We start from the raw sequence: 14091 nt of genomic DNA, 5'->3' as shown, positions 1-14091 counted from the left end.
GATAGTTAAAGCGTCATCAATACTGATGCTTCTTGCGGCAATGCCGATGGACTGCCAAGACTTCAAATAGCTTGTGAATAACGTCGGCCAATGGACAATCACAACATCATGCCGAAAGTCATCGTCTGCTACGTACGCTGGGTGGATGCCTTCAACCGCAAGGTGGGGCGCCTGGTCATGCTGTTGATCTTCGTGATGATGGGGGTGCTGCTCTACGGCTCGCTCTCGCGCAGCCTGTTCAACAGCCCGCTGGTCTGGGGCATCGAAGTCTCCCAGTTTCTCATGGCGGCCTATTACCTGCTGGGTGGCGCCTATTCCCTGCAGATGGATTCCCACGTGCGCATGGATCTCTTCTATACGCGCTGGTCCGACCGTACCCGGGCGCTGGTCGACGTGATGACCATGCTGCTGCTGTTCGTGTTTCTGGGCGCGCTGCTGTTCGGCGGGATCTCCAGCACCGGCTATGCGCTGCGCTACGACGAGACCAGCTACACCACCTGGGGGCCACCGCTGGCGCCGATCAAGATCATCATGACCACCGGCGTCCTGTTGATGCTGCTGCAGTGCCTCTCGACCTTCTTCAAGGACATCGCCCGGATCCGCGGGGTGGTCATCGAATGACCTACCAGACGATAGCCCTGCTGATGTTCTCGACCATGATGCTGTTGCTGCTCACCGGGCAGCGGGTGTTCGGGGTCATCGGCTTCGTCGGGGCCGCATCGGCGCTGCTGCTGTGGGGCACGGGCGGCGTGGAGATGCCCTTCACCGCGGCGATCCAGCTGATGAACTGGTACCCGCTGTTGACCCTGCCGCTGTTCATCTACATGGGCTACATGCTCTCGGAGTCGGGCATCGCCGGCGAGCTCTACGAGATGTTTCACGTCTGGATGGGCTCGCTCAAGGGTGGCTTGGCAGTCGGCACCATCGGCCTGATGGTGGTGGTGTCGGCGATGAACGGCCTGAGCGTGGCGGGCATGGCGATCGGCGCCACCATCGCCCTGCCGGAGCTGCTGCGTCGCGGTTACGACAAGATCATGGTCACCGGGGTGATCCAGGCCGGCAGTTCGCTGGGCATCCTGGTGCCGCCCAGCGTGGTGCTGGTGCTCTACGGCATGATCGCCCGCCAGCCGGTCAGCCAGCTGTGGCTGGCGGGGGCCATCCCCGGGTTGATCCTGGCCGGGCTGTTCGTGCTCTATATCGTCATTCGCTGCCACTTCCAGCCGCACCTGGGGCCGACGCTGCCGCCCGAGGAGCGCAACATGTCGATGGCCGAAAAGCTCAAGCTGCTGCGCGCCGGCCTGCTGCCGCTGCTGATCTTCTTCTTCATGACCGGGCTCTTCCTGATGGGCGTGACCAGCCTGGTGGAGAGCTCGGCGGTGGGGGCGCTGTCGGCGACCCTGGCGGCGCTGGCCAAGGGCCGGCTGAACATGGCGGTGATCGAGAGCACGCTGCGCCAGACGCTGGGCATCAGCTGCATGTTCATGTGGATCATCCTCGCCGCGCTGTGTTTCGGCGCGGTCTTCGATGGCCTGGGGGCGGTGCGCGCCATCGAGGACGTCTTCCTCGATCGTATCGGCATGACGCCCTGGCAGATACTTGTGATGATGCAGCTCTCATACATCCTGCTGGGCATGTTTCTCGACGACACCGCCATGCTGGTGATCGTCGCGCCGCTCTATGTGCCGCTGGTGATCAGCCTGGGGTTCGACCCGATCTGGTACGGGGTGCTCTACACCATCACCGTGCAGATCGCCTACATGACGCCGCCCTTCGGCTACAACCTGTTCCTGATGCGCGCCATGGCGCCGCCGGAGATCTCGCTGGGCGATATCTACCGCAGCGTCTGGCCGTTCGTCGGCATCATGCTGGTGGGGCTGGCGCTGATCACCGCCTTCCCGCAACTGGCGCTCTGGCTGCCGGAGCTCTATCGAGGGTATTGACCACGACACGCATACGAATCCATCGGGACGCCTAGCGTCTTCACGGAGATGGCAGGACGAGAGACGACCTGCCTGGCTGCACAACAACCACAACCGCAGGAGTCGAGATCATGACCAACCGCAATCGCCGCGATTTTCTCAAGAAGGCCGGGGTGGCCACCGCCGCCACGGTCGGGGCCGCCAGCGTCGGCGCGCCCTACGTGCATGCTCAGTCGGGCCCCATCCGCTGGCGCCTGCAGACCTACGCCGGCCCGGCGCTCGCCGAGCATGTCATCAAGCCCTCCATCGATGCCTTCAACAAGGCGGCCAACGGCGAGATGGAGATCGAGCTCTACTACGCCGACCAGCTGGTGCCCACCGGCGAGCTGTTTCGCGCCATGCAGCGCGGCACCATCGATGCCGTGCAGAGCGATGACGACTCCATCAACGCGCCGGTGGACGTCTCGGTGTTCGGCGGCTACTTTCCCTTCGCCTCGCGCTACAGCCTCGACGTGCCGGCACTCTTCCATCATTACGGGCTCAAGGAGATCTGGGAGGAGGCCTACGGCGAGGTCGAGGGCGTGACCTGGCTGGGATCGGGCTCCTGGGACCCCTGCAACTTCGTCACCCGTGATCCGATCCGCAGCATCAAGGACCTGGAGGGCAAGCGAGTCTTCACCTTCCCGACGGCGGGGCGTTTCCTCGAGCGATTCGGCGTGGTGCCGGTGACGCTGCCCTGGGAGGACATCGAGGTCGCCATGCAGACCCGCGAGCTCGACGGCATCGCCTGGGCGGGGATTACCGAGGCCTATACGGTCGGCTGGGCGGATGTCAGCAACTACTACCTGACCAACAACATCTCCGGCGCCTGGTCGGGCTCCTACTTCGCCAACACCGAGCGCTGGGAGGAGCTGCCCGAGCACTTGAAGACGCTGTTCCGCCTCTGCATGGACAGCTCCCACTACTACCGCCAGCACTGGTACTGGTGGGGCGAGGCGCACTACCGCACCACCGGCGGCAAGCTGGAACTGACCTCGATCCCTGAGGAGGAGTGGCAGACCATCGAGGACGAGGCGCTGTCGTTCTGGGACGAGATCGCCCAGGAGAGCGAGCGCAGCGCCAAGCTGGTGCAGATCCTCAAGAACTACCGCCAGACCATGCAGGATGCCGGGCCTCCCTACCGCTATTCCTGAGCCGGTTGACGGGCGGCGCGGCAACAGCCGCCCGCCCCGGGTTGCCGCCGCCATGGCGGCGGTGTCGCGAACCTGGCCGGATAAGCCGGATAAGGAGGTGCCATGAGCCGATTGCAGGCAAGAAAGGTCCAGAGCCACGAGGACGCGCGATGCATCGTCGAGGAGCGCGGGCTCAGCCACGTCAAGGTGGGGATGGTCGACATCGACGGCGTGATGCTCGGCAAGTACATGCACCGTGACAAGTTTTTCCACGCTCTCGAGGAGGGCTTCGCCTTCTGCAACGTGGTGCTGGGCTGGGACAGTAAGGACGAACTCTACGACAACGTCAGCTACACCGGATGGCACACTGGCTACCCGGATGCCACGCTGCGCATCCTGCCGGCAAGCTGCCGTGATGTGCCGGCCGAGGGCGACATGCTGCTGTTTCTCGCCGAGTTTGAGGGTCCCGCCGAGGCGATCTGCCCGCGAGGCCTGCTGAGACGGGTGCTGGCCCGGGCCGAGACGATGGGCTTCACGGCTCGCGCCGCCCTGGAGTACGAGTTCTTCGTCTTTCAGGAAACTCCCGAATCGATCCGCAAGAAGGGCTTTCGCCACCTCAAGCCGCTGACGCCGGACATGATGGGTTATTCAATGCTGAGAAGCTCGGTGCATGGCGAGCTCTATCACGACCTGCTGGCGCTTGCCGAGGCGATGGATTTTCCCATCGAGGGGCTGCACACCGAGACCGGCCCCGGTGTGCTCGAGGCGGCCATCGGCGTGGACGAGGCCCTGGCCGCCGCCGACAAGGGCGTGCTGTTCAAGTCCTTCACCAAGGTATGGGCGCAGCGTCGCGGCCTGATGGCCACCTTCATGGCCAAGTGGTCGCCGGACTATCCCGGCCAGAGCGGCCATATCCATCTGTCGCTGAACCATACCGACAGCGGCGAGTCGGCGTTCTTCGCTGCCGACAAGCCCCACGGGATGAGCGACCTGCAGCGTCACTTCGTGGCCGGCCAGCAACAGCTGATGCCGGAGCTGCTGGCGATGTTCGCGCCCACCATCAACAGCTACACCCGGCTGATCCCCGGTTTCTGGGCGCCCACCGATGCCACCTGGGGCATCGAGAATCGTACCACGGCGCTGCGGGTGATCCCGGGCAGCGCCAAGTCGCAGCGTGTCGAGTACCGTCTGGGCAGCGCCGACGCCAACCCCTACCTGGCCATGGCGGCGGCCATCGCCTCGGGGCTCTACGGGATCGAACACCGGCTGGAGCCGGAGGCGCCGATCGAAGGCAATGCCTACGCCCTCGAGCACCCCGAGCATCAGGCGCTGCCACGCACGCTCTGGGACGCCGCCCAGCGACTCAAGGCCTCGGGGCCCGCGCGCGAGCTGTTCGGGGACGCCTTCGTTGATCACTTCGCGGCGACCCGCGAGTGGGAAGAGAGACAGTTCCGGCGACACATCACGGATTGGGAGTTAGACCGATATTTCGAGATCATCTGAGGAAACGACCATGGCCATACAGAAAACGATCTCTCCGGTGGACGGGTCGGTCTACGTGGAGCGGGAACAGGCCGACGCCGAAGCCATCGAGGCGGCGCTGACGCGGGCGGTGGCGGCGCAGCGCGCCTGGCGCGAGACGGCGTTGGCGGAGCGCGCACGCTTCTGCCTGCGCATGGTCGAGGCGATCGTGGCGCGCCGCGATGCACTGGCCGAGGAACTGACCTGGCAGATGGGGCGCCCCATTGCGGTGGCGGGCGGCGAGATCAGCGGCTTCGAGGAGCGCGCGCGCACCATGGTCGCCCTGGCCGAGGAGGCGCTGGCCCCGCTGCGCCTGGCCGACAAGCCCGGCTTCACCCGCTACATTACCCGCGAGCCGCTGGGTGTGTCGCTGATCGTCGCGCCCTGGAACTTCCCCTTCATGACCGCCGTGAATGCGCTGGTCCCGGCGATCATGGCCGGCAATACGGTGATCCTGAAACACTCGGCGCAGACACCGCTGTGCGCCGAGCGCCTGCAGGAAGCCTTCGACGAGGCGGGTCTGCCCGAGGGCGTCTTCCAGTACCTGCATCTCTCGCATGAGGATACCGAGGCCTTGATCCGTGACCCGCGAATCCACCACGTCTCCTTCACCGGTTCGGTGGCCGGTGGCGAGCGGGTCGAGCGTAATGCCGCCGGGCGCTTCATCGCCACCGGGCTGGAACTCGGCGGCAAGGACCCCGCCTATATTCGTGCCGATGTCGACCTCGACGAAGCCGTGGCGGGCGTGATGGACGGCGCCTTCTTCAACTCCGGCCAGAGCTGCTGCGGGATTGAGCGAATCTACGTTCATCAGGACATCCTCGACGCCTTTGTCGCTCGCGCGGTGACCTGGGCGCGCCAGCTCAGGCTCGGCAACCCCACCGACCCCACGACCACCCTTGGCCCGCTGGTCAAGCCGGCCGCGGCGGACTTCGTGCGCGGCCAGATCGAAGACGCGGTCGCGGCCGGCGCCAAGGCCTGGATCGACCCCGGCGACTATCCGCTCTCCACGCCGGGTAGCGCCTATCTCGCGCCCCAGCTGTTGACGGGGGTCGATCACTCGATGCGGGTAATGTCCGAGGAGAGTTTCGGCCCGGTGGTCGGCATCATGCCGGTGGCCGACGACGAGGAGGCCGTGGCGCTGATGAACGACAGCGACTTCGGCCTGACGGCGGCGGTGTTCACGCGCGACCGGGCGGCTGGCGAGGCCATCGCCAAGCGGCTCGAGGCCGGGACGGTTTTCACCAACCGCTGCGATTATCTCGACCCCGAACTGGCCTGGACCGGCGTCAAGCAGTCGGGGCGCGGTTGTTCGCTGTCGCGGCTCGGCTACGAGACCCTGACGCGGCCCAAGTCCTTCCATCTCAAGCATGCCTGACGGCGGAGGCCCCATGAGCTTCGATCCCGACCACTACCGCATGGGCTGGAATTATCCGGCCCCGATCCTCACCGGCCCCGGGCGTATCCGCGAGTTGCCCGGCCTGTGCCGTGAGCTGGGTATGACCGCGCCGCTGCTGATCACCGACCCCGGCCTTGCCGGCCTGCCGATGGTGCGCGACATTGTCGAGCAGGCAAGTGGCGAGGGGCTCGCCATTGCCGTGTTCAGCGCGATCAAGGGCAACCCCACCGGCAAGAACGTGCTGGACGGCGTGGCGGCGTTCAATCGTGGCGGCCACGACGGCGTGATCGCCTTCGGCGGTGGCTCGGGGCTGGATGCCGCCAAGGCGGTGGCGCTGATGGCCGGCCAGCGCGAGGGGCTGTCGCTGTGGGCGCTCGAGGACGTGGGAGACAACTGGCGACAGGCCGATGCCGAGGCGCTCGTGCCCTGTGTGGCGGTACCGACCACCGCCGGCACCGGCTCCGAGGTGGGGCGGGCCTCGGTGATCACCGACGAGGCTGCCCACGTCAAGCGGATCATCTTTCACCCCAGCATGCTGCCGGCCCGGGTGATACTCGACCCGGAACTGACGGTCGGTCTGCCGCCGGCGATCACCGCGGCCACCGGCATGGATGCGCTATCGCACTGCCTGGAGGCCTGGTGCTCGCCGCGCTACCATCCCATGGCCGAGGGCATCGCCGTGGAGGGTATTCGCCGCGTCCGCGACTTCCTGTCCCGCGCCTTCGCGGATGGCCAGGACCTCGAGGCCCGCATGAACATGCTGGTGGCGTCGAGCATGGGCGCCACCGCCTTCCAGCGGGGGCTGGGGGCGATGCACGCGCTGGCGCACCCGTTGGGCGCGCTCTTCGATGCCCACCACGGCACCCTCAATGCCATCCTGATGCCCTACGTGCTGCGGGCCAACGAGCGTGCCATCGGCGAGCCCATGGTGCGTCTGGGCCGCTATCTCGACTTGCGCCAGCCCGGCACGGCCGCGGTGATCGACTGGGTGCTTTCGCTGCGCGAAGGACAGGGCATACCGCATACGCTTGCCGAGCTTGGCATCGACACCGCCCAGGCCGACAGGGTCGGCCACATGGCGGTAGCCGATCCCTCCTCGGGGACCAACCCCATTGTCTTCAATGACCACCAGTACCGCGATATCTTCGTGGCAGCAGTGGAAGGGCGGGTCTGACCATGCGTATCGGCCTTCTGCAGTGTGACGATGTGGCACCGGAGCTGCGCGAGGCCCACGGCAATTATCCCGAGATGTTCGAGGCGCTCTTTCGTCGCGTCGACCCCTCGCTCGAGTTCCGCGTCTGGCGCTGCCTGGATGGTGAGATTCCCGACGATGTCGAGGCGGTGGATGCCTGGCTGACTACCGGTTCGAAGTTCGGGGTCAACGACGACCTGCCCTGGATCGCCGAGCTGGAAGACTTCGTTCGCGACCTTTGGGAGGCGGGCAAGCCGCTGGTGGGCATCTGCTTTGGGCACCAACTGATGGCTCGGGCGCTGGGCGGGGAGGTAGCCAAGAGCGATCGGGGCTGGGGGGTGGGACTGTCGTTCAATCGCGTGACCGAGCGCGCTGACTGGATGACGCCTTGGCAACCAGGGCTCGACCTGCTGGTCAGCCACCAGGACCAGGTGGAGCGGTTGCCGTCGCAGGCGCGGGTGCTGGCCGGCAGTGAGTTCTGTCCCAGCTACCTGATGCAGCTCGGCGAGCATTTCCTCGGCGTTCAGGGCCATCCCGAGTTCACCAAGGCCTACTCGAGCGATCTGATGGCGCTGCGCGCGGAACTGATCGGGGAGCACCGAGTGCGACAGGGCGAGGCGTCGCTGTCGGCACCGGTCGATGACACCCTGATGGTGCGCTGGATCCTTGGCTTCATGCGCCAGGCCATCAGGCGTCGGAACGGTCCGTCGGGTGGCCATGCCTCGCTCATTTAGCGCCAACAGGCTGGCTGGAAGAGCCACGTCGGCGATTGCCCTAGCGAGAGCCGCTCGTCCCAACTTTCTGGTGTTGGCGCCGCTCTGTGGGTTGCTGGGTGTGCTGTTGGCGGCTCGCCAGCCGGTGATGCTTTCCGGCTATGACATCGTGCTGGTGCTGGTCGGCGGGTTGTTGGCGCATGTGGCCGTCAACCTGCTCAATGAATACGAGGATTTCCGCTCGGGTCTCGACCTGTTGACGCGTCGGACGCCTTTTTCCGGGGGAAGCGGGGCGCTGCCGGAGACGCCCCAGGCGGCCCCCTGGGTGCTGGCGGCCGGGCTGGGAGCACTGGCGTGCGTAATGGCGATCGGGGTCTATTTCCTGTGGCTGCGCGGCTGGTCGATGCTGATTATCGGCCTGGGTGGGGTGGGCCTGGTGCTGGCCTACACCCGCTGGATTACCCGCCGGCCCTGGCTATGCCTGCTGGCGCCGGGCTTGGGCTTCGGTCCGGTAATGGTGCTGGGTACCCTGGTGGCCCTGGGAGGGCAGGTTGATGCGACGGCCATGACCATCGCGGGCGTCTCCCTGTCGTTGGTCAGCGAATTGCTGTTGCTCAACCAGTTTCCCGATCTGGAAGCCGACCGGCGCAGCGGGCGCCGCCACCTGCCCATCGTGCTGGGGCTGAAACTCGCTTCGCGCTTGGCGATGGTGCTGTTGCTGGGCGCCTATGGGTTGATTGCGCTGGGTCAGCTGAGCGGGGCCTTGCCGATGGCGGTCTGGCTGGCTTGGGCAACGTTTCCTGCCGCCCTGTGGGTGGTTTGGCAACTTCCTGACGCCCTGGAGGAGCGACAGTTGATGCTCCGGGTGTTGAGCATCAATGTTGCGACTCTGCTAACGACACTTGCGCTGTTGGGCATCGGGCTGTGGTTGGCATAGCCGCAGCCAGCAACGCAAACGCCCCGGCTGGCCGGGGCGTTGAGGATAATGCTTCGATGAGGTTTACTCCTGCTCGCCGAAATATTCCTCGAAGATCTCGTCGTAGGTGCCGTCTTCCTGCAGGGCGGCCAGTGCCTCGTTGAAGGCATCGGCGAGTTCCTGGTCACGCTGGCGGAAGGCGATGCCGAAGCCCTCGCCGAAATACTCCTTCGGTTCGGTGATCATCTCGCCCACGACCTTGTAGTCGCCGGCCTCGCTGTCGATCAACGTCGACTTGCCGATCGGGAAGTCGAGGAAGACGGCGTCGAGTCGGCCGGAGTCCATGTCGAGCACCATGTCGTCGGCGGTGGCGTAACGATTGACGTCGGCCACGTCGCCGTACATGTCGGTCACGTAGTTGTCCTGCAGGGTCCCGCGCTGCACGCCGATGGTCATGCCTTCCAGCGTCTCCTCGGAGGGCGTGCCGATCTCGACGTCCGCGGGTGCGAACCAGGCGGAGGGCGGCGTGATGTAGGGGTCGGAGAACAATACCTGCTCGCGACGCTGCTCGTTGATGGTCATGGACGACATGATGGCGTCGTACTTGCGCGCCATCAGCCCTGGGATGATGCCGTCCCAGCCCTGCACGACCCATTCGCACTGGATGCCGATCTCGGCACACAGGGCGTTGCCCAGATCGATGTCGAAACCGGTCAGCTCCCCCTCGGGGGTACGATATTCCATCGGCTCGTAGGGCACGTCGACGGCGATGCGGATGTCGCGGACCTCGGCGTTGGCCGTGCCGACGATCATGGCGACGCCGAGCACGCCGAGACTCAGTGTGGTGCGTAATGTCATGGGTGGTTCCCTGTGCTTGTTGGTGGTATCGCCTTGTGAGCGATGACCAGTCCACCATAGTGGATCGTCGGGAAAGGCGGAAGGGCGGATGGCCGCTTTCAAACACTGGTCCCCAACGTGTGTTTTATGCTTGGTCACGGCCTCAGCCGCTGGCCGGCTTGAGGTGCGCGAGCAGGCGTTTTTCCAGGTAGCGGAACAGATACAGGATAGCGAAGGTGAGGCACAGGTAGATGGCCGCCACGAACAGGAAGGCCTCGAAGGGGGCATAGAAACGGGCATAGACGAAGCGGGCCGCGCCAGTCAGGTCCATGATCGTTACGACACTGGCGATGGCGCTGGCGTGGAGCATGAAGATCACCTCGTTACCGTAGGCCGGCAATGCCCGGCGAAAGGCGCTGGGAATGATGATCCGGCGCATCATTAGCCGCTGCGACATGCCGTAGGCGCGGGCCGCCTCGATCTCGCCCTTGGCCGTGGCCTTGATGGCGCCATGGAAGATCTCGGTGGTATAGGCCGCGGTATTGAGGGTGAAGGCGATCAGTGCCGGGACGAAGGGCTTCTCGAGAATCACCCATAGCCAGGTTTCCTGGATGCCCTCGACGAAGACGACCCCGTAATAGATCAGGTAGAGCTGCACCAGCAGCGGTGTGCCGCGAAACACATAGCAGTAAAGGAAGATCGGCAACCTCACCCAGCGCCGCTTCGCGCCGCGACCGATGGCCAGCGGTACCGCCGCGACCAGGCCGAGGACCAGCGACAGGAACACCAGCTGCACGGTGGTGACCAGGCCCTCGCCGTAATACGAGAGGGTCTGCAGGGTGAAGATGCTGTTGTCGGCGAGCCGGCTGTCCAGCCAGGTGATCAGGGCTTCCATCAGTCCGCCTCCGTGTAGCCGACGTTGTAGCGCTTCTGCAGCCGCGCGAAGCCCCATTCCGAGACGCTGGCGATCAGCAGGTAAATGGCCGCGACGATGATCATGAAGGTGAAAGGCTCACGGGTGGCCTTGGAGGCTTCGGTGGCGATGCGCACCATGTCGGATAGCCCGATCACCGAGACCAGCGCGGTGGTCTTGAGCAGCACCATCCAGTTGTTGGAGAGCCCCGGGATAGCATGTCGCATCATCTGCGGGAAGCGGATGCGCCGGAACACCAGCCAGTGGTTCATGCCGTAGGCGCGCCCGGCCTCGATCTGTCCACTGTCCACGGCCAGGAAGGCGCCGCGGAAGGTCTCGCCCATGTAGGCGCCGAAGATCAGGCCTATGGTGATCACCCCGGCGGCGAACTCGTTGACGTTGATGAAGATGTCGATAGCGAACTGGGTGTAGAGCCAGTCGGTGAACTGGTTGATGCCGATCTGGCCGCCGAAGAACATCAGCATCATCAGCACGAGATCGGGCACGCCGCGGATGATAGTGGTATAGAGCGTGCCGATGCGATGGGCCAGCCAGCTGCGCGACATCTTGGCGCTGGCGGTCACCAGTCCCAGCACGATGGCGAGTACCAGCGACAGCAGGGCCAGCTCGATGGTCACCAGGGCCCCTTCCAGCAGTCGCGGGCCGTAGCCGTGCAGGTCAATCATGAGCGTATCCTCCCGGGGATCAATGCTTGGGCGCCAGGAACTGCTTGAGTCGCTCCGAGCGCGGGTTGCCCAGCACCTGATCGGGGGGGCCGGCTTCCTCGACGTGCCCTTGATGCAGGTAGATCACCTGGGTGGAAACGTCGCGGGCGAAGGCCATCTCGTGGGTGACCACGATCATGGTGCGGCCTTCCTCGGCCAGGTCGCGCATGACCTTGAGCACGTCACCGACCAGTTCCGGGTCCAGCGCCGAGGTCGGCTCGTCGAACAGCATCACCTCGGGGTCCATCGCCAGCGCCCGGGCGATGGCGCCGCGCTGCTGCTGGCCGCCCGACATCTGCGCGGGATAGTAATCGGCGTGCGCGGCGAGTCCCACCCGCTCGAGCAGCGCCCGGGCATGCTCGATGGCTTCCTTCTTGGGTTTGCCCAGCACATGCACCGGCGCCTCGATGACGTTTTCCAGCAGCGTCATGTGCGCCCAGAGATTGAAGCTCTGAAAGACCATCGACAGCTTCGCGCGAATGCGCACGACCTGTTTCCAGTCGGCGGGCTCGCGGCCGTGGCGGGTCTGCTTGAAGATAATCGGCTCGCCGTGGACGATCAGCTCGCCCTCGTTGGGCTGCTCGAGCAGGTTCATGCAGCGCAGGAAGGTGCTCTTGCCGGAGCCGGAGGCCCCGATCAGGGTGATCACGTCCCCCTTGCGGGCCTCGAGCGACAGGCCCTTGAGCACTTCGGTGTCGCCGAAGCGCTTGGTGATGTTACGCACTTCCAGCGGGATCGGGGTATCGGCCATGCAACGGGCTCCGGGTGAGATAAGGTCGCCATGGGCGCCTCGCCCTGACAGACGCGGCGCGAAAAAGGAGCGATTCTACCAGTCCGCCCGGCGTTCGGCAGGGTCGGCCTGACGGATGCGGTTCGCCGTTAGTCGTGCACTGAGTCGGTTGGTGCGGCGTCCGGTGGCGGCACGGGGCTGACCAGCAACGCGGCCCGCGCGCCCAGCTCGACATTGGCATTGGGGAAGACCACCCGCAACGGCTGCTGGCCAACGGTAAAGCCATCATCCGCGCTGCCTTCGGCCAGCCGCGTGCCGGGAGCGAATTCAGTGAAGTTGGGCGTGTCGTCGGCAAAGCAGAGCCGGAACGCCTCGCTCTGGCGCATCAGTTCGTGCTCGACGCGAAAGAACGCCATGCCCGACGGGTCGGCCGAGGGTGGCTCGCGGCCGTCGATCAGCGCGCCAAGCAGCCGTCCCATCGGCGCCAGCGAGGGCAGGTCGTTGGCGCCGAAGGGCAGGGCGCGGCCCAGCTCCAGGGTAAATGTCTGGGCGCCATGGTAGTGCTTCGAGTAGTGGGAGAAGGTCCAGCTATGCCGATGCTGGTGCAGCACGGCCTGAATGTCGGCCGCCGCCATCCACCGCCACTGCTGTAGCGGCGTCGGAGTCTCGCCGTAGGGTTCGACCACGAAGCGCGGATAGCGGCTGTCGCGGATCGCCGTATGCAGATCGTAATGCAGCTTCTCGCGGTCCGGGTGGCGGGCGAAGAAGGCGTCGACCTCGGACATCAGCTCGCGGGCACGGTCCGGTTCCATGCCGGCCTCGTCGAGTTCGCGTCGGAACAGCCGGTTGAGATTGGTGGTGACATAGCGCGTCCCGTGGCGTATCGCCTCGAGGTTACCCAGTATCACCAGCACCGGGGCGCCCAGCCGCGACAGCCCCGCCTCGAGCCGCGCCAGGCAATCGCCGAGCAGCTCGATGGGTGCAGTCTCGTTGCCGTGAATACCGACCGAGAGCACGACCGCCCGGGCCTGCGGGCCTACGGCGTCCGGTATCAGTTTGAGTACGCCGGGCGCGGTCAGTCGAAAGTGGCCGCCCGGCAGAGCGCCCGTCTGCGCCTTCGGCCCTTTATCCTCCAGGGCAAGCGTCAGCCACCGGTCAAGCATCACATGACTCCTGAAAATGTCCTTTCTCGAAACAAGGCAAGGCGCCACCATGATGCCCTCCCCAAGTATTTTGTGAAACGCATATAGCATCGCCTCAGTCGGAAGGAACATGCCAATGAATCGATTCCATCGATCGGCAAGGACGAAATCCTTCGCTTTTCTACACGCCTGTGTCGCCTACACTGGAGGCGTTCTTTCATCACTACGGTGATCACCCACAAGGAGGCAGTCATGACCAAGGTTCTCGTGCTTTATCATTCCATGTACGGTCATATCGATACCCTGGCCAAGGCAGTGGCCGATGGTGCACGCAAGGTCGATGGCGTTGAGGTCACCCTCAAGCGGGTGCCCGAAACCATGAATGATGAGGCCTTCGCCAAGGCCGGCGGCCAGCAGTTCGATACGCCCGAGGCCAGCCCGCAGGAACTCGCCGACTATGACGCGGTGATCTTCGGGACGCCCACGCGTTTCGGTAACATGTCGGGTCAGATGCGCACCTTCCTCGACCAGACCGGTAGCCTCTGGGTCAATGGCTCGCTGCTGGGCAAGGTGGCCAGCGTCTTCACCTCGACCGGCACCGGTAGCGGCAACGAGACCACCATCACCTCGTTCTGGAACACCCTGGCGCACCACGGCATGGTGATCGTGCCGATCGGCTACGGCGCGAAGGAGCTGTTCGATATCTCGCAGGTCAGCGGCGGGTCGGCCTATGGCGCCTCGACCCTGGCCGGCGGCGACGGCTCGCGCCAACCCGATGGTCGCGAGCTGTCGATTTGTCACTTCCAAGGCGAACACGTGGCGCGGATCGCCGCGCGACTCGCCTCCTGAGCGTGAGCGCCGCGCTCGTCGCTAGATGAGCTTTCGATCATTGAACCGACAAGCGGTATATGA

At 65.2% G+C, this 14091-nt stretch carries 14 protein-coding genes; 9 read left to right on the top strand and 5 right to left on the bottom strand.

Annotation, left to right across the window (positions count from 1 at the left end; all coding sequences use genetic code 11):
• The first annotated feature begins 108 nt into the window (after nucleotides 1–108).
• The 8 genes from BM341_RS11760 to BM341_RS11725 all read left to right on the top strand — a co-directional run bounded on the left by BM341_RS11760 (nucleotide 109) and on the right by BM341_RS11725 (nucleotide 8853).
• Nucleotides 109–621 carry a TRAP transporter small permease subunit gene (locus tag BM341_RS11760; RefSeq protein ID WP_089796340.1) on the top strand — a complete coding sequence of 171 codons (513 nt, stop codon included), beginning with the start codon at nucleotides 109–111 and terminating at the stop codon, nucleotides 619–621.
• A complete protein-coding gene (locus BM341_RS11755) occupies nucleotides 618–1940 on the top strand; it encodes a TRAP transporter large permease (protein ID WP_089796152.1) in 1323 nt (440 codons plus the stop codon). Before BM341_RS11760 ends, BM341_RS11755 begins: the two co-directional genes overlap by 4 nt.
• Nucleotides 1941–2050: 110 nt before the next feature.
• Nucleotides 2051–3112, top strand: a complete 1062-nt coding sequence (locus tag BM341_RS11750) for a TRAP transporter substrate-binding protein (protein WP_089796150.1) — start codon at nucleotides 2051–2053, stop codon at nucleotides 3110–3112.
• Between the two features lie 102 nt (nucleotides 3113–3214).
• Entirely contained in the window at nucleotides 3215–4594 is a 1380-nt protein-coding gene (locus BM341_RS11745) for a glutamine synthetase family protein (protein WP_089796148.1), read from the top strand.
• Between the two features lie 10 nt (nucleotides 4595–4604).
• A complete protein-coding gene (locus tag BM341_RS11740) occupies nucleotides 4605–5990 on the top strand; it encodes an aldehyde dehydrogenase family protein (RefSeq protein ID WP_089796146.1) in 1386 nt (461 codons plus the stop codon).
• Between the two features lie 13 nt (nucleotides 5991–6003).
• Complete coding sequence (locus BM341_RS11735) at nucleotides 6004–7185, top strand: iron-containing alcohol dehydrogenase (protein ID WP_089796144.1); 1182 nt, start codon at nucleotides 6004–6006, stop codon at nucleotides 7183–7185.
• A gap of 2 nt (nucleotides 7186–7187) precedes the next feature.
• A complete protein-coding gene (locus tag BM341_RS11730) occupies nucleotides 7188–7937 on the top strand; it encodes a glutamine amidotransferase-related protein (protein ID WP_089796142.1) in 750 nt (249 codons plus the stop codon).
• Nucleotides 7921–8853, top strand: coding sequence for a prenyltransferase (locus tag BM341_RS11725; RefSeq protein ID WP_089796141.1), 933 nt, complete (start codon nucleotides 7921–7923; stop codon nucleotides 8851–8853). The genes BM341_RS11730 and BM341_RS11725 overlap by 17 nt, the downstream gene beginning before the upstream one ends.
• 63 nt (nucleotides 8854–8916) lie before the next feature.
• On the opposite strand, the gene BM341_RS11720 is transcribed toward BM341_RS11725, so the two are convergent.
• From BM341_RS11720 to BM341_RS11700, 5 genes are all read right to left on the bottom strand, one after another.
• Entirely contained in the window at nucleotides 8917–9645 is a 729-nt protein-coding gene (locus BM341_RS11720) for a transporter substrate-binding domain-containing protein (protein WP_425431998.1), read from the bottom strand.
• Between the two features lie 187 nt (nucleotides 9646–9832).
• Nucleotides 9833–10564, bottom strand: a complete 732-nt coding sequence (locus tag BM341_RS11715; protein ID WP_089796136.1) for an ABC transporter permease — start codon at nucleotides 10562–10564, stop codon at nucleotides 9833–9835.
• Entirely contained in the window at nucleotides 10564–11268 is a 705-nt protein-coding gene (locus BM341_RS11710; protein WP_089796134.1) for an ABC transporter permease, read from the bottom strand. Before BM341_RS11710 ends, BM341_RS11715 begins: the two co-directional genes overlap by 1 nt.
• Before the next feature lie 19 nt (nucleotides 11269–11287).
• Nucleotides 11288–12058 (bottom strand): ABC transporter ATP-binding protein, encoded by a 771-nt coding sequence (locus BM341_RS11705; protein ID WP_089796132.1) that lies wholly within the window; start codon nucleotides 12056–12058, stop codon nucleotides 11288–11290.
• A gap of 128 nt (nucleotides 12059–12186) precedes the next feature.
• Entirely contained in the window at nucleotides 12187–13200 is a 1014-nt protein-coding gene (locus BM341_RS11700) for a succinylglutamate desuccinylase (protein ID WP_089796130.1), read from the bottom strand.
• A 231-nt stretch (nucleotides 13201–13431) separates the two neighbouring features.
• Between BM341_RS11700 and wrbA the strand changes: the two genes are divergently transcribed.
• Nucleotides 13432–14028: an NAD(P)H:quinone oxidoreductase gene (wrbA, locus tag BM341_RS11695; protein WP_089796128.1), complete on the top strand. Its 597-nt coding sequence runs from the start codon at nucleotides 13432–13434 to the stop codon at nucleotides 14026–14028.
• Nucleotides 14029–14091 lie beyond the last annotated feature (63 nt).

Source organism: Halomonas korlensis, from assembly GCF_900116705.1.
Lineage (GTDB): Bacteria > Pseudomonadota > Gammaproteobacteria > Pseudomonadales > Halomonadaceae > Halomonas > Halomonas korlensis.
This window is presented reverse-complemented; position numbering and strand designations above follow the sequence as displayed.

What these genes read in the sequence shown, in the direction of transcription:
- BM341_RS11715 (WP_089796136.1), bottom strand. Translation starts at nt 10,564, where the DNA reads ATGGAAGCCCTGATCACCTGGCTGGACAGCCGGCTCGCCGACAACAGC.
- BM341_RS11720 (WP_425431998.1), bottom strand. Translation starts at nt 9,645, where the DNA reads ATGATCGTCGGCACGGCCAACGCCGAGGTCCGCGACATCCGCATCGCC.
- BM341_RS11755 (WP_089796152.1), top strand. Translation starts at nt 618, where the DNA reads ATGACCTACCAGACGATAGCCCTGCTGATGTTCTCGACCATGATGCTG.
- wrbA (WP_089796128.1), top strand. Translation starts at nt 13,432, where the DNA reads ATGACCAAGGTTCTCGTGCTTTATCATTCCATGTACGGTCATATCGAT.
- BM341_RS11725 (WP_089796141.1), top strand. Translation starts at nt 7,921, where the DNA reads ATGCCTCGCTCATTTAGCGCCAACAGGCTGGCTGGAAGAGCCACGTCG.
- BM341_RS11710 (WP_089796134.1), bottom strand. Translation starts at nt 11,268, where the DNA reads ATGATTGACCTGCACGGCTACGGCCCGCGACTGCTGGAAGGGGCCCTG.
- BM341_RS11740 (WP_089796146.1), top strand. Translation starts at nt 4,605, where the DNA reads ATGGCCATACAGAAAACGATCTCTCCGGTGGACGGGTCGGTCTACGTG.
- BM341_RS11730 (WP_089796142.1), top strand. Translation starts at nt 7,188, where the DNA reads ATGCGTATCGGCCTTCTGCAGTGTGACGATGTGGCACCGGAGCTGCGC.
- BM341_RS11705 (WP_089796132.1), bottom strand. Translation starts at nt 12,058, where the DNA reads ATGGCCGATACCCCGATCCCGCTGGAAGTGCGTAACATCACCAAGCGC.
- BM341_RS11700 (WP_089796130.1), bottom strand. Translation starts at nt 13,200, where the DNA reads ATGCTTGACCGGTGGCTGACGCTTGCCCTGGAGGATAAAGGGCCGAAG.
- BM341_RS11745 (WP_089796148.1), top strand. Translation starts at nt 3,215, where the DNA reads ATGAGCCGATTGCAGGCAAGAAAGGTCCAGAGCCACGAGGACGCGCGA.
- BM341_RS11735 (WP_089796144.1), top strand. Translation starts at nt 6,004, where the DNA reads ATGAGCTTCGATCCCGACCACTACCGCATGGGCTGGAATTATCCGGCC.
- BM341_RS11750 (WP_089796150.1), top strand. Translation starts at nt 2,051, where the DNA reads ATGACCAACCGCAATCGCCGCGATTTTCTCAAGAAGGCCGGGGTGGCC.
- BM341_RS11760 (WP_089796340.1), top strand. Translation starts at nt 109, where the DNA reads ATGCCGAAAGTCATCGTCTGCTACGTACGCTGGGTGGATGCCTTCAAC.